Annotated in this window: 21 protein-coding genes; 13 read left to right on the forward strand and 8 right to left on the reverse strand. The window is 61.0% G+C overall.

The window, feature by feature from the left end:
- The 6 genes from ACK4OE_RS08290 to ACK4OE_RS08315 form a co-directional block, all read right to left on the reverse strand.
- Positions 1-159, reverse strand: a 159-nt coding sequence (locus ACK4OE_RS08290; RefSeq protein WP_409884321.1) for a 50S ribosomal protein L20, incomplete at its 3' end; no start/stop codon positions are given.
- A 24-nt stretch (positions 160-183) separates the two neighbouring features.
- Positions 184-387 carry a 50S ribosomal protein L35 gene (gene rpmI, locus ACK4OE_RS08295; protein WP_409884250.1) on the reverse strand — a complete coding sequence of 68 codons (204 nt, stop codon included), beginning with the start codon at positions 385-387 and terminating at the stop codon, positions 184-186.
- 179 nt (positions 388-566) lie between these two features.
- The gene (infC, locus tag ACK4OE_RS08300) at positions 567-1175 is read right to left on the reverse strand and encodes a translation initiation factor IF-3 (protein WP_409884322.1); all 609 of its coding nucleotides are present in this window, start codon (positions 1173-1175) and stop codon (positions 567-569) included.
- Positions 1176-1255: 80 nt separating this feature from the next.
- Complete coding sequence (thrS, locus tag ACK4OE_RS08305) at positions 1256-3175, reverse strand: threonine--tRNA ligase (protein WP_409884251.1); 1920 nt, start codon at positions 3173-3175, stop codon at positions 1256-1258.
- A gap of 316 nt (positions 3176-3491) precedes the next feature.
- Positions 3492-4823 (reverse strand): isocitrate lyase, encoded by a 1332-nt coding sequence (gene aceA / locus ACK4OE_RS08310; RefSeq protein WP_409884253.1) that lies wholly within the window; start codon positions 4821-4823, stop codon positions 3492-3494.
- A 271-nt stretch (positions 4824-5094) separates the two neighbouring features.
- A complete protein-coding gene (locus ACK4OE_RS08315) occupies positions 5095-5499 on the reverse strand; it encodes a gamma-glutamylcyclotransferase (protein WP_409884255.1) in 405 nt (134 codons plus the stop codon).
- Between the two features lie 37 nt (positions 5500-5536).
- On the opposite strand from ACK4OE_RS08315, the gene ACK4OE_RS08320 reads away from it, so the two are divergent.
- Positions 5537-6493, forward strand: coding sequence for a DMT family transporter (locus ACK4OE_RS08320; protein ID WP_409884256.1), 957 nt, complete (start codon positions 5537-5539; stop codon positions 6491-6493).
- A 65-nt stretch (positions 6494-6558) separates the two neighbouring features.
- Here ACK4OE_RS08320 and rraA read toward each other — a convergent pair whose 3' ends face one another.
- Positions 6559-7071, reverse strand: coding sequence for a ribonuclease E activity regulator RraA (gene rraA, locus ACK4OE_RS08325; protein WP_409884257.1), 513 nt, complete (start codon positions 7069-7071; stop codon positions 6559-6561).
- A 404-nt stretch (positions 7072-7475) separates the two neighbouring features.
- Between rraA and ACK4OE_RS08330 the strand changes: the two genes are divergently transcribed.
- From ACK4OE_RS08330 to hemP, 10 genes are all read left to right on the forward strand, one after another.
- The gene (locus tag ACK4OE_RS08330) at positions 7476-7808 is read left to right on the forward strand and encodes an SWIB/MDM2 domain-containing protein (protein WP_409884259.1); all 333 of its coding nucleotides are present in this window, start codon (positions 7476-7478) and stop codon (positions 7806-7808) included.
- A 321-nt stretch (positions 7809-8129) separates the two neighbouring features.
- The gene (locus ACK4OE_RS08335; RefSeq protein WP_409884260.1) at positions 8130-10292 is read left to right on the forward strand and encodes a TonB-dependent receptor; all 2163 of its coding nucleotides are present in this window, start codon (positions 8130-8132) and stop codon (positions 10290-10292) included.
- Between the two features lie 69 nt (positions 10293-10361).
- Positions 10362-11054 carry a Fe2+-dependent dioxygenase gene (locus tag ACK4OE_RS08340; RefSeq protein ID WP_409884261.1) on the forward strand — a complete coding sequence of 231 codons (693 nt, stop codon included), beginning with the start codon at positions 10362-10364 and terminating at the stop codon, positions 11052-11054.
- A gap of 135 nt (positions 11055-11189) precedes the next feature.
- Positions 11190-12338 (forward strand): alpha-hydroxy acid oxidase, encoded by a 1149-nt coding sequence (locus ACK4OE_RS08345; protein WP_409884262.1) that lies wholly within the window; start codon positions 11190-11192, stop codon positions 12336-12338.
- Between the two features lie 102 nt (positions 12339-12440).
- Positions 12441-12713 (forward strand): bacterioferritin-associated ferredoxin, encoded by a 273-nt coding sequence (locus ACK4OE_RS08350; RefSeq protein WP_409884264.1) that lies wholly within the window; start codon positions 12441-12443, stop codon positions 12711-12713.
- Between the two features lie 53 nt (positions 12714-12766).
- On the forward strand, positions 12767-12826 hold the full coding sequence (locus ACK4OE_RS08355) for a hypothetical protein (RefSeq protein WP_409884323.1): 60 nt from the start codon (positions 12767-12769) through the stop codon (positions 12824-12826).
- Positions 12813-13502 (forward strand): energy transducer TonB, encoded by a 690-nt coding sequence (locus ACK4OE_RS08360; protein ID WP_409884267.1) that lies wholly within the window; start codon positions 12813-12815, stop codon positions 13500-13502. Before ACK4OE_RS08355 ends, ACK4OE_RS08360 begins: the two co-directional genes overlap by 14 nt.
- A gap of 39 nt (positions 13503-13541) precedes the next feature.
- Positions 13542-14261, forward strand: coding sequence for a MotA/TolQ/ExbB proton channel family protein (locus ACK4OE_RS08365; protein WP_409884268.1), 720 nt, complete (start codon positions 13542-13544; stop codon positions 14259-14261).
- 3 nt (positions 14262-14264) lie between these two features.
- A complete protein-coding gene (locus ACK4OE_RS08370; RefSeq protein ID WP_409884269.1) occupies positions 14265-14675 on the forward strand; it encodes an ExbD/TolR family protein in 411 nt (136 codons plus the stop codon).
- A 266-nt stretch (positions 14676-14941) separates the two neighbouring features.
- A complete protein-coding gene (gene hemP / locus ACK4OE_RS08375; protein WP_409884324.1) occupies positions 14942-15163 on the forward strand; it encodes a hemin uptake protein HemP in 222 nt (73 codons plus the stop codon).
- Between the two features lie 278 nt (positions 15164-15441).
- On the opposite strand, the gene ACK4OE_RS08380 is transcribed toward hemP, so the two are convergent.
- Positions 15442-15849 carry a GlcG/HbpS family heme-binding protein gene (locus ACK4OE_RS08380; RefSeq protein WP_409884271.1) on the reverse strand — a complete coding sequence of 136 codons (408 nt, stop codon included), beginning with the start codon at positions 15847-15849 and terminating at the stop codon, positions 15442-15444.
- 232 nt (positions 15850-16081) lie between these two features.
- Here ACK4OE_RS08380 and ACK4OE_RS08385 point away from each other — a divergent pair, with 232 nt between their 5' ends.
- Positions 16082-16777 (forward strand): Bax inhibitor-1/YccA family protein, encoded by a 696-nt coding sequence (locus ACK4OE_RS08385; protein WP_409884272.1) that lies wholly within the window; start codon positions 16082-16084, stop codon positions 16775-16777.
- A gap of 115 nt (positions 16778-16892) precedes the next feature.
- Positions 16893-17267 carry a hypothetical protein gene (locus ACK4OE_RS08390; protein ID WP_409884273.1) on the forward strand — a complete coding sequence of 125 codons (375 nt, stop codon included), beginning with the start codon at positions 16893-16895 and terminating at the stop codon, positions 17265-17267.
- The last annotated feature ends 99 nt before the right edge of the window (positions 17268-17366 follow it).

Raw genomic sequence — 17366 nt, forward strand, 5'->3', positions numbered from 1 at the left:
CTTGGTGCGGCGGTCACGGTAGGCATATTGCCCAGCCTTCATTACCGCCTGTTTGGCGATACGGTAGACGTTACCGCGGCGACCACGGAAACCCTTTGCAAGGGCGAGAACTTTCTTGTGACGGGCACGGGCCGTTACACCACGTTTGACGCGAGGCATGTATGTACTCCTTGTTCGTCGTTATTAAATGCCCATGCCGGGCAGCATTTGTGCAACCGAGCCCATATTGGTCTCATGCACAGCAACTGCACCACGCAGGTGGCGCTTATTCTTGGTGGTCTTCTTGGTCAAGATGTGACGTTTGAAGGCTTGACCGCGCTTGACGGTGCCACCGGGACGAACGCGGAAACGCTTTTTCGCGCTGCTCTTGGTCTTCATTTTGGGCATGTGAATGCTCCTTTACGTTGTGCTCGCGAGGCGTTTGCAAACCGATCTGCAACCTTGTTGGCCCCGAGCCACTTTTATCGACAGGCTCTCACCCATCGTTCGACAGTACCGAAGCACCGCCTCTGACCGCTACACCCTTGCGGGCAGAGCGCTCAAATTCTCCAATCAATCACGCAGTTTCAGGCTGCGCTACCGGATGAAGCGCCTTCTGCAGCGGGCTTTGCAGCTGCTGCAGGCTTCTTGCGGCCGGGAGCGATCATCATGATCATCTGGCGGCCTTCCAGCTTGGGAAACTGCTCGATGAGGATGGTGTCGCCCAGCTCATCGCGAATGCGATTGAGCAGGGCCAAGCCCAATTCCTGGTGCGTAATTTCACGACCGCGGAACCGCAGTGTGATCTTGCACTTGTCACCATCAGCCAGAAACCGGCGAATGTTGCGCATCTTGATGTTGTAGTCACCATCGTCCGTCCCCGGACGGAACTTGACTTCCTTGATCTCGATGACCGTCTGCTTGGCCTTGGCTTCGGCAGCACGCTTTTGCTCTTGGTACTTGAACTTGCCGTAGTCCATCAAGCGGCACACTGGCGGGTTCGCTGTAGCAGCGATTTCCACCAGATCCACATCCAACTCGCCCGCCATGCGCAGGGCTTCCATCAGACTGACAACGCCCAAGGGCTCGTTCTCAGGACCGGAAAGTCGAACTTCCGGGGCCATGATTTCACGGTTCAGGCGGTGCTTGCGCTCTTCACGGTGGCGACGATCACGAAATTCAGTAGCGATGGCTATCTTCCTTCAATCAAATTACTACAAACTTTGTAGCTACAACCGTACAACTGGCAAGCGCCAAAGCAATTTTTCAACAAGAATCAGGCTTTGGTGGCGATGTCTTGGGCGATCAGCTCAGCGAACGCTTCAACGGACATCACGCCGAGGTCACGATTGCCCCGGCCGCGCACTGCGACGGCTCCTGCGGCCTTTTCCTTGTCGCCCGCGACGAGGATGTACGGCAGCTTTTGCAACGAATGCTCACGTATTTTATACGTAATCTTCTCGTTACGCAGATCTGTCACCACCCTAAGGTCTTGATTCGGCAGCGCTTTTTGCAATTTTTCGGCAATTTCGCGACAGTAATCAGCCTGTGCATCGGTGATGTTGAGCACCGCAACCTGCACCGGCGCAAGCCACAGCGGGAAGGCACCCGCATAGTGCTCAATCAGCATGCCGATGAAGCGCTCCATACTGCCGACCGTGGCGCGGTGCAGCATCAGGGGGCGCTTGCGGCTGCCGTCTTCGGCCACGTATTCGGCATCCAGGCGCTCGGGCAGGTTCGGGTCGATCTGCATCGTGCCGCACTGCCATTGACGGCCCAGCGCATCCTTCAGCGTGTATTCGATCTTGGGGCCATAGAAGGCACCCTCGCCTTCGGCAATCTCGAACTCGCAGCCCGAATGGCGCAGGCCATCCATCAGCGCCTTCTCAGCCCGATCCCACGACTCGTCAGTGCCAATGCGAGCCTCGGGCCGCGTGGCCACCTTGTAGATGATGTCGGTAAAGCCGAAATCCTTGTAGACCTTCTGCACCAGCGCCGTGTAGTTAGCGCACTCTTCCAGCACCTGCTCTTCGGTACAGAAGATGTGACCATCGTCCTGCGTAAAGCCGCGCACGCGCATGATGCCGTGCAGGCCGCCGGTGGGCTCGTTGCGGTGGCAGGCACCAAATTCACCGTAGCGCAGCGGGAGGTCACGGTAGCTCTTGATGCCCTGCTTGTAGATGAGAACGTGACCCGGGCAGTTCATCGGCTTGAGCGCGTACTCGCGCTTTTCCGACTCAGTGGTGAACATGTTGTCGCGGTACTTGTCCCAATGGCCCGTCTTTTCCCACAGGCTCTTGTCCAGGATCTGCGGACCCTTGACTTCCTGGTAGCCGTTGTTGCGGTACACGCGGCGCATGTACTGCTCCACCTCTTGCCACAGCGCCCAGCCCTTGGGGTGCCAGAACACGGTGCCAGGCGAATGCTCGTCCATGTGGAACAGATCCAGCTCACGGCCCAGCTTGCGGTGGTCGCGCTTCTCGGCCTCTTCCAGCATGGTGAGGTACTGCTGCAGTTCTTCCTTGGACGTCCAGGCCGTGCCATAAATGCGTTGCAGCATCTCGTTGCGGTGGTCGCCGCGCCAGTACGCGCCTGCCACTTTCATAAGCTTGAAGAACTTCAGCTTGCCGGTACTCGGCACGTGGGGGCCACGGCACAGGTCTTCAAAACTGCCCTCACGGTACAGGCTCACGTCTTCATTGCTGGGGATGCTGGCAATGATCTCGGCTTTGTAGTGCTCGCCCAACTCCTTGAAGTACGCAACCGCCTCGTCACGCGGCAGCACCCGGCGCTCCACACGCTCGTCCTTCGCAGCCAGCTCGGCCATGCGCTTTTCAATGGTCACCAAGTCTTCAGGGGTGAAGGGGCGCTTGTAAGCGAAGTCGTAGAAGAAACCGTTTTCGATCACCGGGCCGATGGTCACCTGCGCCTCAGGAAAAAGCTCTTTGACCGCGTAAGCCAGCAGGTGGGCGGTGGAGTGGCGAATCACATCCAGACCCTCCGCATCCTTGGCCGTGATGATGGACAGCGGGCTGTCAGCCGTGATCTGGTAGCTGGTGTCCACCACGTTGCCGTCAATCTTGCCGGCCAATGCAGCCTTGGCCAGACCGGCGCCGATAGAGGCTGCCACTTCAGCCACGGTGACGGGGCCTGGGAACTCGCGCTGCGAACCGTCAGGGAGCGTGATGTGAATCATGGGAGTAACTCTTTCTTTTCAATCAGTGCAATGGGTGCGGGCACGCGCCAGGCCCAGAAACAAAAAAGCGCGGAACGGGTCCGCGCTTTCTGGAGGTGTTTGCAATCTCGTGCAGGCGCGAACAGCCAGCCTCAGCGGCCGGTCAACATCTCCGATGTAGTTCGCGGTGTCATAACCAGATTGCCTTTCTCGCTCTTGTGCTGTGAATTTGTTCGCATTTTAACCCTGCCGCCAACAAAAAAGCCCGAAGCAACAGCTTCGGGCTTTCGTCCGGTGGATTTTGCGCCACACCCGAGCGGCGCAAAAGGCACTCAGATCAGTGGAACTGCTCTTCTTCGGTCGAACCCGTCAGGGCCTTCACAGAAGACGAACCACCCTGGATCACCGTGGTCACGTCATCGAAGTAGCCTGCGCCCACTTCCTGCTGGTGCGACACGAAGGTGTAGCCCTTGTCGCGTGCAGCGAACTCAGGCTCTTGCACCATGTTCACGTAGTGCTTCATGCCTTCGCCATTGGCGTATGCGTGGGCGAACTGGAAGGTGTTGAACCAGTTGATGTGGATACCGGCCAGTGTGATGAACTGGTACTTGTAGCCGAGGGCCGACAGGTCTTCCTGGAACGAAGCGATCTGCGTGTCGTTGAGGTTCTTCTTCCAGTTGAACGATGGCGAGCAGTTGTACGACAGCAACTTGCCAGGGCAGGCTGCGTGCACAGCTTGGGCGAACTCACGGGCGAAGCCGATGTCTGGCACGCCGGTTTCGCACCACACCAGATCGGCGTAGGGGGCGTAGGCCACGCCACGGCTGATGGCTTGCTCCAGGCCGTTCTTGACGCGGTAGAAGCCTTCTTGCGTGCGCTCGCCAGTCAGGAAGGGCTTGTCGTTGGCGTCATGATCAGACGTAATCAGGTTAGCGGCTTCTGCATCGGTACGGGCCAGCACGATGGTGGACACGCCCATCACGTCGGCTGCAAAGCGGGCAGAGATCAGCTTTTCGCAGGCTTCTTGTGTAGGAACCAACACCTTGCCGCCCATGTGGCCGCACTTCTTGACGGCAGCCAGTTGGTCTTCAAAGTGAACGCCAGCAGCGCCCGACTGGATCATGTTCTTCATCAGTTCGAACGCGTTCAACACGCCGCCGAAGCCGGCTTCCGCATCGGCCACGATGGGCAGGAAGTAGTCGATGAATTCCTTGTCGCCGGGGTTGATGCCACGGCCCCACTGGATTTCGTCGGCGCGCTTGAAGGTGTTGTTGATGCGGCGAACCATGGTGGGCACCGAGTCGTAGGCGTACAGCGACTGGTCGGGGTACATGGTTTCCGACGTGTTGCCGTCAGCGGCCACTTGCCAACCCGACAGGTACACGGCTTCGAGGCCTGCCTTGGCTTGCTGCATGGCTTGACCGGCGGAGATAGCGCCGAAAGCATTGACATAACCCTTCTTGGCGCCGCCGTTGATCTTGTCCCACAGCTTTTCAGCGCCGCGCTTGGCCAGCGTGTGCTCAATCGGCAGCGAGCCGCGCAGGCGCACTACGTCCGCTGCGGAGTAACCGCGCTTCACACCCTTCCAGCGGGGGTTCTGCGCCCAGTCTTTTTCCAGGGCGGCAATTTGCTGTTCACGGCTCAGTTGTTCGTTGAGAGATTGGGGCATGGGATCACTCCAGAGGTTGGTTGAAAACGCCGGGCTGCTTGTGTGCTGCCCTTGGGGACAACTTTAAGTCTTCTATAAGAGTTGCACAAGCTCTTATGTCTTATAGAAGAGATAAATTTTTTCCTTTCAAAACAAGCACTTAAGCACGCAATTTCTCAATACAGAAATTGATTTCTCATATCGAGAAAAAATGCGGCAATGCAACATCTATCGCATTCCGCATTGCAAAAATCTATTTTTGTATTGTGAGAAATAAATGCAGGCAGGCGGCCTACGCTGCCTTTATCCAGTCTCCGTGCGCAATGCGCTCGGCAGACTCCACGTACCGAGGGTTGATTTCGTACACGAGGCACGGCGTGGCATGCCCTTGCACATCCACCATCACCTCGCGTTTGCTGTACTCATCTGTGGGGCTCTCCCCAAGGTCTTCGATGCCGTCCAGAACGGCTTCCAGTGCAGGATCAATGGCATACACCTCGCCCTGCACCCACTGGTCGCCGCCCAGCGAGATACCGGGATAAGGCCCCAGGTGATAAAGAATGCCTGCGACCTGCGCCAGCCCTATAAAACGCGCGGCAGGCTGCAGCCGCGTGATGTCGTTGCTGCAGCCCTGGCGCAAAGTGCCGTACACAAACACGCAGCGCGGCGACTGACGGGGCGGGGATTCATCGGGCATGATGCGCACTCTTTTTTGTTGACCAGCGCCCAGTCTAGTGAAACCGCCGAACCGTCTCTTCGCCTATGCGTGCCTCGCGCTCAGCATGTCACTCGTGGGCTGCTACGTCGCGCTGTCCAAGCCGCTGGCGGCAGTGCTGCCCGTGTTTTTGCTGGCATGGATGCGGTTTGGCATCGGTGGTCTGGCCATGCTCCATTGGCTGAAAAAGCCAGTAGACGAGCCACCCCTTACGCCGCAAACCAAACGCTTGCTGTTTCTGGAATCGTTTCTGGGCAACTTTCTGTTCACCATCTGCATGATCTATGGCGTAAGCCTGACCGATGCGGTCTCTGCCGGTGTCACCATGGCATCAATCCCGGCAGCAGTCGCCTTGATGGGCTGGGCGTTTCTGCGCGAGCGGGTGGCCCCGCGCACATGGGCTGCCGTGGTGTGCGCTGTGGGTGGAGTTGCCTTGTTCTCACTATCAAAACCAGAGCATATGGCGCATGCTGGACAAGCGCTAGATGCCAAAAATACTCAAAACTTGGCATGGCTTGGGCAGTTACTGCTGGTGGGCGCCGTGATCTGCGAAGCCGCCTACACCGTAATTGGCAAGAAGCTCACCGGGAGCCTGGGGCCCAAACGCATCACCTCGCTCATCAACCTGTGGGGCTTTGTGCTGACCACACCGTTCGGGCTGTATCTGGCGCTGGATTTTGACTTTGCCGCGGTAGGCTGGAGTACCTGGCTGCTGCTGCTTTTCTACGCAATGGCGGCCTGCATGTGGACGGTCTGGTTGTGGATGACGGGGCTCAAGGCCGTCCCTGCCGCTCAGGGCGGGGTTTTCTCGGTCATGTTGCCCGTGAGCGCGGCGCTGGTGGGCGTGTTGCTGTTGGGCGAATCCCTCACCGCCATGCAGCTGGTGGCGTTTGCCATCGCCCTGGCCAGCGTGTTGCTGGCCACCCTGCCCTCACGCGCAGCGATGCGTGTGGGACGAAAGAACGGGGCGGGCTGACCCCCAAGGCCCTATTCAAGTTCCGCGCAAAACACTGCCTCTTTGTGGCACTCGACCCCGCCCGTTTACGCGGACAGCGCCTGCGCACTCACCACGATCCCGTCAGCATCGGCGTACAGCCAATCCCCTGGGCGCACCCACACGCCCTGAATCTGCACCGCCACATCGCGTTGGCCCTCGTTGCGCTTTTCGGTCGGCAACGGCATCAGCGCCAGTGCGCGGATGCCGACAGCAGCGGCGTTGAGCTCGGCCACGTCGCGCACGCTCCCGTCCACCACGATGCCTGCCCAACCGTTGCGCGCAGCGGCCGTCGCGAGTTTGCCACCCACCAGCGCACGGCGCAGTGATGCGCCACCGTCCACCACCAGCACGCGGCCTTCGCCGGGGGAATCCACCGCAGCCTTTACCAGGGTGTTGTCCTCATGGCACTTCACCGTGCTGACCGGGCCTGCGAAGCTGGCGACGCCGCCAAACGACTGAAACACCGGGGGCAGGACGCGAAACGCGCCACTGACATCTCCTTTGTGGGTGTCGCAAAAGTCGCAGGTGCTGAAAGCGGAAAGAGACGTGAAGGTCATTGCACGGGGCCTTTCAGAAAATGAAAACCGAGGATGAAGACAGAAGCAGAAGCCTGCAAGCTGCGCCAAGCCCCATGACCGGCTCAGCCAACTGGTCCCTGATTGTTGCGCAGTGCTGCTGGTACTCGGCGCGAAAACCGGGTCCGTGCACCAGAGCACCGCCAGAAACCCTGCAGCGCCCCTTGATACGCCAAAACGCAGCGCCTGTGCACATGATTTGTCAAGACCGGCGCGGCTCGCAGGCGGCTTGTGGCGCGCAGCGCGGCACCACAGCTACAAATCGAGGCAAAAAAAGCAGTTTCTCCCTTGGAAACGCGTTTTTTTCCCAGTAGCATCGGCCTGCCAGAGAGACAGCCTCGTTTTCGCTGGTGAAAAAAATCTACTTCCAACAAGGAACACCCAACATGGCAACTGCAAAAAAAGCTCCGGCAAAGACAGCAACGGAAGCCAAGGCGCCCGCCACCAAGGCTGCTGCACCGGCCAAGAAGCGCACCCCCAACGCCGCCTTCATGAAGGCGCTCACGCCCAGCCCCGCGCTGGCCGCTGTGGTGGGTTCGGCTCCGCTGCCACGCACGGAGATCATCAGCAAGCTGTGGGTCTACATCAAGGCCAACAACCTGCAGGATGCCGCCAACAAGCGCAACATCAACGCAGACGCCAAGCTCAAGGAGCTATTCGGCAAGCCCCAAGTGTCGATGTTTGAACTGGCTGGCCTGATCGGCAAGCACGTCAAATAAGACGCACGACGCTCTGCACTCGCTGCGAAAAGGAACCGGCTCTGGCCGGTTTTTTTTCGTCTGTACTGCCCTCAATGTGTGGTGCGGCAACATCAATACAAATGAGAATGACCCGCATTCGTTGTAACATAACGCTGCACGACGAAGCACAGCCATGTTGATCTAGCCACTGCCTCTCGCCCGCTCTTGGCGCCTCTGCGCGCCACTCGCACACACCCATTGACGGAGGCCATCTTGGCAAAATCACGCGCTCAGCGCCGCAGCTCCGTGCTGCGCTCAAACAACTCCCCTGTTTCCATCACGCCCGCACCCGCGCGAGCAATGTCCTCTGAAAGAGCATTGTTGCCGCTGGGCGCGCTGATGCTGGCGGCTTCGGTCGGCGCCATGGCGCAAACCAGCACGCCCGAAACCACCATGTCCACCGTCACGGTCAAAGAAGCGGCCGAAGTCCAGGGCAAGGACACCCTGCTGCTGAAGAAAACCACGGTTGGCAAGGGTAAGCAGGACATCAAGGACATCCCCCAGTCCGTGACGGTGTTCACCGAAAAGCTGATGAACGACCGCAACCAGGACGACTTCCGCGAAGTGCTGCGCACCACGGCGGGCGTAACCTTCCAGTCGGGCGAAACGGGCGAAGAAGACGTGCGCATGCGCGGCTTTTCGCTGGGCATGGCCGGTGACATTTATGTGGACGGAATGAAGGACGCTCCGCTGATCGAGCGCGACACCTTCAACAACGACCGCATCGAAGTGCTCAAGGGCTCTGCATCCATGCTGTTCGGCAAGGGCTCCACCGGCGGCGTGGTCAACCAGGTCAACAAGTACCCCCTGCTGATCGACCAGCACGAAGCAGGCTACACCTTTGGCACCGGCCAGTTCCACCGTGCCACGGGCGACTTCAACTTCAAGACCGGCGAAAACGCGGCGTTCCGCCTGAATGCGATGGTGCAGGAGTTCGACAACTACGGCGCCAAGCAGGACAAGCGCGGCATTGCACCCACATTCGCCTGGGGCATCGGCACGCGCGACGAGTTTTCGATCGGGCTGTACTACCTCGAATCCAAGGGCCGCCCGCTGTACAACCACCCCTGGCGTGTGGTCAACGGCAAGATCAACACCCCACTGGACGCCCGGAATTACTACGGCCTGGCCAGCGACCACAACAACACCACGTCGCAGTACGTCACGCTGGGTCACATCCATCGCTTTGACGACAACGGCGAGCTGAACACGCGCCTGCGCTACGGCAAGTACGAGCGCGACCTGCTGGCCAGCACCATCGGATTCCAGAACGGCGCCATCACGCTTGACCAGATCAATGGCAACACCGCGCTGACCCGTGGCTCCAAGGGCCGCATGGGCGAAAGCGAAGTACTGCAGGTGCAAAGCGACTACAACAACACCTTCAACTGGGGTGGCAAGAAGCATGCGGTGCTGGCGGGCGTCGACTACTACGACGACGATGCCAAGCGCAACCAGAACTACGCCAACACCACACCGCGCCCTATCACCACCGTGGGCTCGCCCAACGATGGCGCCTGGGTGGCCGATGGCCGCGCACCGGTGCAGTGGAACACCTTCACCTCGCGCAACCTGGGCCTGTACCTGCAGGACACCATGTCGATCAATGACACCCTGAAGCTGGTGGGTGGCCTGCGCTACGACAACTTCAAGGCGTCCTACAAGAACGCCACCGGCGCGCTGAGCAACTCCCGCTCCGACAGCCTGGTGAGCCCTCGTGTGGGCCTGCTGTTCCAGCCCACCGAGTTGACCTCGTACTACGTGTCGTACGGCACTTCGTACAACACCTCGGGCGACACGTACCAGTTCGGCAACCCGGGCAACACCACGCTGCGCTCATCCAACACCGACCCCGAGAAGAGCCGCAACGTCGAGATCGGCGGCAAGTTTGAGCTGTTCGAGCGTCGCGCCCTGCTGGGTGTGGCTGCCTTCTACAGCCAGAAGTACAACGAGCGCAATACCGACCCTGACACGGCCGCTGCACAAGAGCTGCTGTCCGGCAAGCGCCACGCCACCGGCATGGAATTCAACCTGGCAGGCCGCCTGACTCCGCAGTGGGAAATCTTTGCCAACCACACCTGGATCCCTTCGGCCAAGATCGATAGCAGCAACGTGGCTCTCGCTGCCAACGGCGGCGGCTCGCAGGTGCAGGGCGACCGCCCAGGCCTCACGCCCAAGCACAGCGGCAGCGTGTGGACCACCTACGCCGTCACATCCAAGGTGCGCATGGGCGCGGGCGTGACTTACCGTGCCAAGCAAAACCCCGAGGGTTCGCGCGCGGTGTACGCCAGCGGCTTCGCGGTGATGGACGCCATGGTGGAGTACGCATTCGACGACAAGACCTCGCTGAAGCTCAACGTCAACAACCTGTTCGACCGCACCTATGCTGACGGCCTGTACCGCGGCTTCTACACGCCGGGCACGGCGCGTTCCGTGCAGGTGTCGCTCAAGACGCGCTTCTGACGCGCGACGTGTTGATGCTTTGACGAAACGACTCCGCCCCTTCACTGGGGCGGAGTCACAATTTGCCCCATGTTCCTGCACATCAAAGACGTATTGACGGCCGACGAGGTCGCCCTTTTTCGGCAACAGCTCTGGGCGGCGGATGCCCCCTGGGTCGATGGCGCACGCAGCGCAGGTGGGCAGGCGGTGCACCAAAAGAACAACCTGCAGCTCGCGCAAGGCAGCGATCTTTCTGCGCAGTTGCAGGGCTTGGTAAAGGCCGCACTCCACCGCAATGCCCTGTTCTTTTCGGCGGCCCTGCCACGCCGCATCTACAACCCGCTGTTCAACAAATACGGCGATGGGTCCAACTTCTACGGCAACCATGTGGACAGCGCCGTCATGCACTCCAAGGCAGACAACTGCTGGGTGCGCAGCGACCTGTCGTGTACGCTGTTCCTGACGCCCCCGGAGGACTACGACGGCGGTGAGCTGGTCATCTCCGAAGCGCTGGGCGAAAAGCGCATCAAGCTGCCAGCGGGCGACATGGTCCTGTACCCCAGCAGCACGGTGCACCAGGTCGCGCCCGTCACGCGCGGGCACCGCATCAGCAGTTTTTTCTGGGTAGAGAGCATGGTGCGCGGACTGGAGCAACGCCAGTTGCTGTTCGACATGGACATGTCGCTGCTCAAGCTGCGCCAGGCGCATGGCGAGAAAGAACCTTCGGTCATCGCGCTGTCGGGCGCGTACCACAACCTGCTGCGCATGTGGGCGGATGTCTAAGAGGCTGAGCGGACACCGGCGCATGGCGGAGCACTGACCACGTGAACCAATGGCACCACTGCCTACACATTCTGCTCATTTTTTCAATAGCACCTTGAGCTTACTGAATAAGCGCCAGGTGCTTTTTTTGCTTGTATGACCCACACTCCCGCACGGCAAAAGCTCGCTTCAGACATCGTCACCCTGGCTGATCACGAACAGCACGCGCGCCAGCATCTGGACGACACCGCCTGGGCTTACTTCAGCGGCGGCGCCGCCGACGAGATCACCTTGCGCGCCAACCGCGGCGCCTGGGACGCCCTGCCCCTGTGGCCCCGTGTGCTGCGGCCCCTGGCGGGCGGGCACACGCGGGTGCAACTGCTGGGCCGCACATTGGCGCACCCGCTTTTGCTGGCGCCCATTGCTTTTCAGTGCATGGCCCACCCCGATGGCGAGCTGGCCATGGCCTATGCGGCTGCGGCGCTGGGCGCGGGTGTGGTGCTGAGCACCCAGGCCAGCGTGTCGCTGGAGACCGTGGCCGACACCGTGCTGCCTGACCCGGGCCGGGGGCCGCTGTGGTTTCAGCTGTATCTGCAGCACGACCGTGGCTTTACCCAGGCCCTGGTACAACGCGCCGAAGCCGCCGGTTACGAGGCCCTGGTGCTGACGGTGGACGCGCCCACCAGCGGCGTGCGCGACCGGGAGCGGCGCGCGGGCTTTCGGCTGCCGCCGGGCGTGGGGCCCGTCAACCTGGCGGGCCTGAACGCGCCCGCCACAGCCGCTCTGCAATCCCACCAAAGCGCGCTGTTTGACGCCCTGCTGCACCACGCGCCCACGTGGGACGACATCACCTGGCTGCAGTCCATCACCCGGCTGCCGGTGCTGCTCAAGGGCGTGCTGCACCCGGCCGATGCGCGCCAGGCCGTGTCGGCAGGCGCGGCGGGCCTGATCGTGTCCAACCATGGCGGCCGCACGCTGGACACCGCCCCCGCCACGGCCACGGCGTTGCCGCGCGTGGTCGAGGCGGTACGTGCCGTCGATGCCGCCCTGCCCGTGCTGGTGGATGGCGGCATCCGCCGGGGCACCGATGTGCTCAAGGCCATGGCGCTGGGTGCGTCGGCCGTGCTGGTGGGGCGACCCGCGGTGTGGGGCCTGACCAATGCCGGGGCGGCGGGCGTGGCCCACGTGCTGCGGTTACTGCGCGACGAGCTGGAGATTGCGATGGCGCTCACCGGTTGCGCCACGCTGGCCGATGCGTCGCCCGCGCTGCTGGACGTTGACGCAGCGCAGACCAAGCGTCTTTGACGTCTTTCTCCCTGTTGTCAGGAATGGTTTATTGCAAATGCGATGGATTCGTATTTATAATGCACTTCATTCCATCAACAGCCAGCCACACTGCCTGCCGCCATGATCGTCTGTGTTTGCCGCCGGGTTTCTGACCGTGAGATTGCTCGCCACGCACGCGCTGGCATGAGCTTTGACGAAATCCAGTTCGAGCTGGGCGTTGCCACCCAATGCGGCTGCTGCGAAAGCTGCGCCCGCGACGTGGTCGCACAGTGCAGTGCATCGCGCCCGGTGGCCGCCCTGCACAACGAGGCCGCGCCGCAACCGATCCAGCTTGCCAACTCCATTTTGGAAAGCAAGTCATGGAACTCCTCTCTACACTCGCAGGCAGCTTGATCCTGGTTGCAGGCTCAGCCTGGTGGATCTTCCGCAAATAATTTAGGGTCTTTTTGGCCTCTAGCGCTTGTCCTGCAAGCGTTAGCAGCTATCATTTTTATGTCTCACCCTGATCGTTTTGCGCCCCCCGGGGGCGTCAGTCGCAATGCCGTGATCGTGGGCTCTGTGGTGGCACTGCATGTGGCAGGCATCTGGGCCTTGCAGTCGGGGCTGCTGCGCAAGGCCGCCGAGGTCATTGTCCCGGCGGAACTGCTGAGCGAGTTCATCGCCCCGCCCGCCCCGCCCAAGGTCACCCCCCCGCCCCCGGCGCCACCCCCACCGCCCAAACCTGCCCCCAAGGCAGCCCCGCGCCCGGCGCCCATGCCCGTAGCCATAGCGGACCCAACGCCCGCGCCCAATGCACCCGTCGGCATCACCACACCGCAGCCACCTGCGCCGCCTATTGAGGCACCCGCAGCGCCGCCAGCTCCTGCCCCTGCACCGCCAGCCCCACCCGCACCGCCGCGGATCGAGCTGCCGTCCAGCGACGCGGCCTACCTGAACAACCCCAAGCCCAGCTACCCCGCCATCAGCAAACGCATGGGCGAACAAGGCAAGGTGGTGCTGCGCGTGCTGATCGGCACCGACGGTGCGCCGCAGAAGGTGGAAATCAACAAGTCCAGCGGTTTCGACCGTCTGGACCGCCAGGCCCAGGAGGCGGTCATGCGCTGGCGCTTTGTGCCCGGCAAACGCAATGGCGTGCCAGAGACCATGTGGAACCTGGTCCCCGTCAACTTTGTTCTCGAATAACCAATTCACGCATATCACTGCATTTAGGGGAGTTTTCTCATGGAATCGCAATTCGGCATCGCCAACGTCTGGATCCAGGGTGACTTTGTCACCCGCGCCGTCGCCATCCTGCTGCTGGCCATGTCGCTGGCCTCGTGGATCGTCATCCTCATCAAGGCGCTGGACATCATCAAGTTCAAAAAGCACACCCGCGCCGCCAAAGACTTCTGGCACAGCGAGGACTTTGCTGCCGGCCTGACCAAGCTGGGTTCCGACCCCACCAACCCCTTCCGTCACCTGGCGCTGGAAGGCCGCGAAGCCACTGCCCACCACCGCAACACCAAAGCCCACCTGCACGACACACTGGACGTGAGCGACTGGGTGACGCGCTGCCTGCGTAACACCATTGACGAGTTCACCGCCCGCCTGCAATCGGGCCTGGCCATCCTGGCCTCGGTGGGCTCCACTGCGCCGTTCATCGGCCTGTTCGGCACCGTGTGGGGCATCTACCATGCGCTGCTGGCCATCGGCACGTCTGGCCAGTCCACCATCGACAAGGTGGCCGGCCCCATCGGCGAGGCGCTGATCATGACGGCCCTGGGCCTGGCCGTGGCCATCCCTGCGGTGCTGGGCTACAACGCGCTGGTGCGTGGCAACAAATCCATCCTGGGCGGCCTCAACAGCTTTGCGCATGACCTGCACGCCTACTTTGTGACCGGTGCCCGCGTGAATGCTGGCGGCGAACAAGGCAAGGTGCTGCCCATGAAGAAAGGCGGCTAAGCCATGTCGTTTGGAACCCAAGACGATGCCGATGAGGTGATGAACGAGATCAACATGACGCCGCTGGTCGACGTCATGCTGGTGCTGCTCATCATCTTCATCATCACCGTGCCGGTGATGAAACACTCGGTGAACGTGGACCTGCCCCGCGCCACCAACCAGCCTGAAGACATCAAGCCCGAAACCGTGCGCCTTTCGGTGTCGGCGGACGGCAAGTACTACTGGAACGAGTCGCAGGTGACCGACGAAGAACTGCTGCCCCGCCTGCAGGCCGAAGCCGCCAAGGAGCCTCAACCTGACCTGCACATCCGCGGCGACAAGGAAGTGCGCTACGAACGCGTGGCACAGGCCATGGCTGCGGCCCAGCGCGCTGGCGTGCGCAAGATCGGTTTTGTGACCGACCCCGCGCCTTGAGCATCTGAACCGCCCCTTTAACAAAGCTTCTGCCCGGCCAGCCATTCGCTGACCGGGCAGTTCGCGTTTCAAGGGTCGGGTTGGGCCATAGATCGTTGATGCAGGGGTGCTACCACTGCGCTCTTGCCGCGCTGGGTTGCACCATCAATGACAGCTCGATGCAGACCTCAGAAAAAGAACAAAAAGAAACACAGAAATCGCTTGACCAGTTATTGCGAATCGTTATCATTAGCAAAACGCACTGCAACGCAACAGGAAAACTCTTCATGCAAGCCACTCTGACCGCCGCCTCGCTCCTGCGTAATGTTCCATCCGATCTGCCCGTCTCACATACAGACCGCGACACGGCCCACTCGGCCAACGCCGTAGCAGGTGCAGTAGACAGCAGCGCCCTGCTTCAGGGTCAAAAAGCGGTTGCCATCAGCCACAACGGCTCGGTGTACCGCCTGCAGGCCACCAAGCTGGGCAAGCTCATCCTGACCAAGTAATTCATCGCACTTGGCTCCAAGTTTCATCGTGGGGCGACTCCCGGGCTTGCAACAAGCTCGACAGGGTCGTTTTTGCCAGCCAACGGGTTCGCCCGCGTAGCCAGGCTTTTTTTCTGCCCTGACATCCCGCCCCAGGATTCATTGACCCACAAAAAAACCGGCCACTGAGCCGGTTTTTTTGTTGTGCAAGAAAAATTCAAGCCATTTTGGACTCTAGCGCTTGATGGATAAGCGCTAGAAGCTATCAATAAAATAGCAAATCGGGCAAGCCACTGCGTTCAGAGTCCCAGCGCCGCAATCCCCGCGCGCGCAATCTGCGCGTCTTCGGTGGACTTGACGCCGCTGACGCCAACGGCTCCCAGGCACTGCCCGTCTTTCAGGATCGGCACGCCGCCTTCAAGCAAACCGTCGATGCCAGGGGCGCTCAGGAAGGACATGCGGCCACCGTTGACCACGTCCTCATACACCTTGCTCTCGCGGCGCCCCAGGGCGGCTGTGCGGGCTTTGGAAGGGGCAATATGCGACGACACGGCCGCCGCACCGTCCAGACGTTGCAGCCACAGCAGATGGCCACCATCGTCGACGATGGCAATGGTCACGGCCCAGTTGTTCTTCAGGGCTTCGGCTTCGGCCGCTGCTGCGACGGCCTTGACGTCAGACAGTTCGAGTTCGTGTTTTGTTTTCATGGTGCGATCCAAAAGGGAAGAAGGAAAAGGAGGATGTGCGGCCGCCAATGGGCCAGGCGGGCACACGAAGCAGCAAGCATAGCGGCATCGCAACGACACTTCACCCCCACCCAGGGTGAAAGAACCCTTACCAAAAGTAGGTGACGGGATGCGGGTATTGCAGGGCCAAAAACCATCACCAATTAAAATTTGCAGGGTCTGCGCTGTGCAGGCCAACAAGGAGAGACACAAGATGAATGACAACGTCACCACCCTGGGCCACTCTGCGGGCTATGGCATCTCGCAGGAAGAGCGCCACAAGGTGCTTCGCAATACATACTGGCTGCTCGCACTGAGCATGCTTCCCACCGTGCTGGGCGCCTGGGTAGGCGTTGCCACCGGTATCACCCGCTCGCTGAGCGGCGGCATCGGCCTGATCGTGTTCCTCGGCGGCGCGTTCGGCTTCATGTATGCCATCGAAAAGACCAAGCGCTCGGCCGCTGGTGTGCCGGTGCTGCTGGCGTTCACGTTCTTCATGGGCCTGATGCTGTCGCGCATGATCGGCATGGTGCTGGGCTTCAAGAACGGAACCGACCTGATCATGACGGCGTTTGCCGGCACCGCAGGCGTGTTCTTCGTGATGGCCAGCCTGGCCAGCGTGGTCAAGCGTGACCTGTCGGGCATGGGCAAGTGGCTGACCGTGGGCGCGCTGGTGCTCATGGTGGGCGCTGTGATCAACGTTTTTGTCGGATCCACCGCCGGCATGATGGCGATCTCGGTGGCTGCCATCGGTATCTTTAGCGCCTTCATGCTGTATGACTTGAAGCGCATTCTGGATGGCGGCGAAACCAACTACATCAGCGCCACGCTGGCCCTGTACCTGAGCATCTTCAACGTGTTCCAGAGCCTGCTGGCCCTGCTGGGGATCATGGGTGGGGAACGGGATTGATCTGCGCTGCGCAGGTTGGATTCGGCTCAAAAGGCTCCCTCGGGAGCCTTTTTTCTTGGGCGCACATCAGGGTCAAGCCTCAATAGAACGGCTTGCATGCCGATAATGCAAGTACATGTATCGCAAAACCCCCTCCACCTTGCTGCGTCTGCTGGCCGTCACTGGCGTCCTGCTGCTGGCCGCGTGCGACAAGATTCCGGGCATGGGCCCGGACCCGCGCGTGGCGCAGCGTGATGAGGAGGCCAAGGCCATCGGCGGCGCCTGCCGCTACGCGCTGCGGGGGCTGGAAGACTGCTACACCCTGAACCCTAAGGCCGCCAAGGCATCGGTGTTTGCAGGCTGGAAGGACATGGACGCCTACATGCGCGAGAACAAGCTCGAAGGCACACCCTCGGTGCTCGGCAAGGCAGAAAAGCCAGAGCGCACCGAAAAACCTACCGACCTCGAGACCGAAACCCGCGAGCCCGCGTCAGGCGGCAACCGCAGCTGATGCGTTGGCCGCATTCTGGCGACTGAGGGCCGGTCATTAAATCACAGCATCCCAGAGAGACGTTTGCCACCGCTGGGGTGCCAGGTAATCCTCAGAGCC

It is taken from the genome of Acidovorax sp., from assembly GCF_046314175.1.
Classification (GTDB): Bacteria; Pseudomonadota; Gammaproteobacteria; order Burkholderiales; family Burkholderiaceae_C; genus Acidovorax.

Excerpts from the sequence above, each read along its gene's own strand:
- rpmI (WP_409884250.1), bottom strand. The coding sequence starts at position 387 with ATGCCCAAAATGAAGACCAAGAGCAGCGCGAAAAAGCGTTTCCGCGTT.
- thrS (WP_409884251.1), bottom strand. The coding sequence starts at position 3,175 with ATGATTCACATCACGCTCCCTGACGGTTCGCAGCGCGAGTTCCCAGGC.
- aceA (WP_409884253.1), bottom strand. The coding sequence starts at position 4,823 with ATGCCCCAATCTCTCAACGAACAACTGAGCCGTGAACAGCAAATTGCC.
- ACK4OE_RS08315 (WP_409884255.1), bottom strand. The coding sequence starts at position 5,499 with ATGCCCGATGAATCCCCGCCCCGTCAGTCGCCGCGCTGCGTGTTTGTG.
- rraA (WP_409884257.1), bottom strand. The coding sequence starts at position 7,071 with ATGACCTTCACGTCTCTTTCCGCTTTCAGCACCTGCGACTTTTGCGAC.
- ACK4OE_RS08330 (WP_409884259.1), top strand. The coding sequence starts at position 7,476 with ATGGCAACTGCAAAAAAAGCTCCGGCAAAGACAGCAACGGAAGCCAAG.
- ACK4OE_RS08335 (WP_409884260.1), top strand. The coding sequence starts at position 8,130 with ATGTCCTCTGAAAGAGCATTGTTGCCGCTGGGCGCGCTGATGCTGGCG.
- ACK4OE_RS08340 (WP_409884261.1), top strand. The coding sequence starts at position 10,362 with ATGTTCCTGCACATCAAAGACGTATTGACGGCCGACGAGGTCGCCCTT.
- ACK4OE_RS08345 (WP_409884262.1), top strand. The coding sequence starts at position 11,190 with ATGACCCACACTCCCGCACGGCAAAAGCTCGCTTCAGACATCGTCACC.
- ACK4OE_RS08350 (WP_409884264.1), top strand. The coding sequence starts at position 12,441 with ATGATCGTCTGTGTTTGCCGCCGGGTTTCTGACCGTGAGATTGCTCGC.
- ACK4OE_RS08360 (WP_409884267.1), top strand. The coding sequence starts at position 12,813 with ATGTCTCACCCTGATCGTTTTGCGCCCCCCGGGGGCGTCAGTCGCAAT.
- ACK4OE_RS08365 (WP_409884268.1), top strand. The coding sequence starts at position 13,542 with ATGGAATCGCAATTCGGCATCGCCAACGTCTGGATCCAGGGTGACTTT.
- ACK4OE_RS08370 (WP_409884269.1), top strand. The coding sequence starts at position 14,265 with ATGTCGTTTGGAACCCAAGACGATGCCGATGAGGTGATGAACGAGATC.
- hemP (WP_409884324.1), top strand. The coding sequence starts at position 14,942 with ATGCAAGCCACTCTGACCGCCGCCTCGCTCCTGCGTAATGTTCCATCC.
- ACK4OE_RS08380 (WP_409884271.1), bottom strand. The coding sequence starts at position 15,849 with ATGAAAACAAAACACGAACTCGAACTGTCTGACGTCAAGGCCGTCGCA.
- ACK4OE_RS08385 (WP_409884272.1), top strand. The coding sequence starts at position 16,082 with ATGAATGACAACGTCACCACCCTGGGCCACTCTGCGGGCTATGGCATC.
- ACK4OE_RS08390 (WP_409884273.1), top strand. The coding sequence starts at position 16,893 with ATGTATCGCAAAACCCCCTCCACCTTGCTGCGTCTGCTGGCCGTCACT.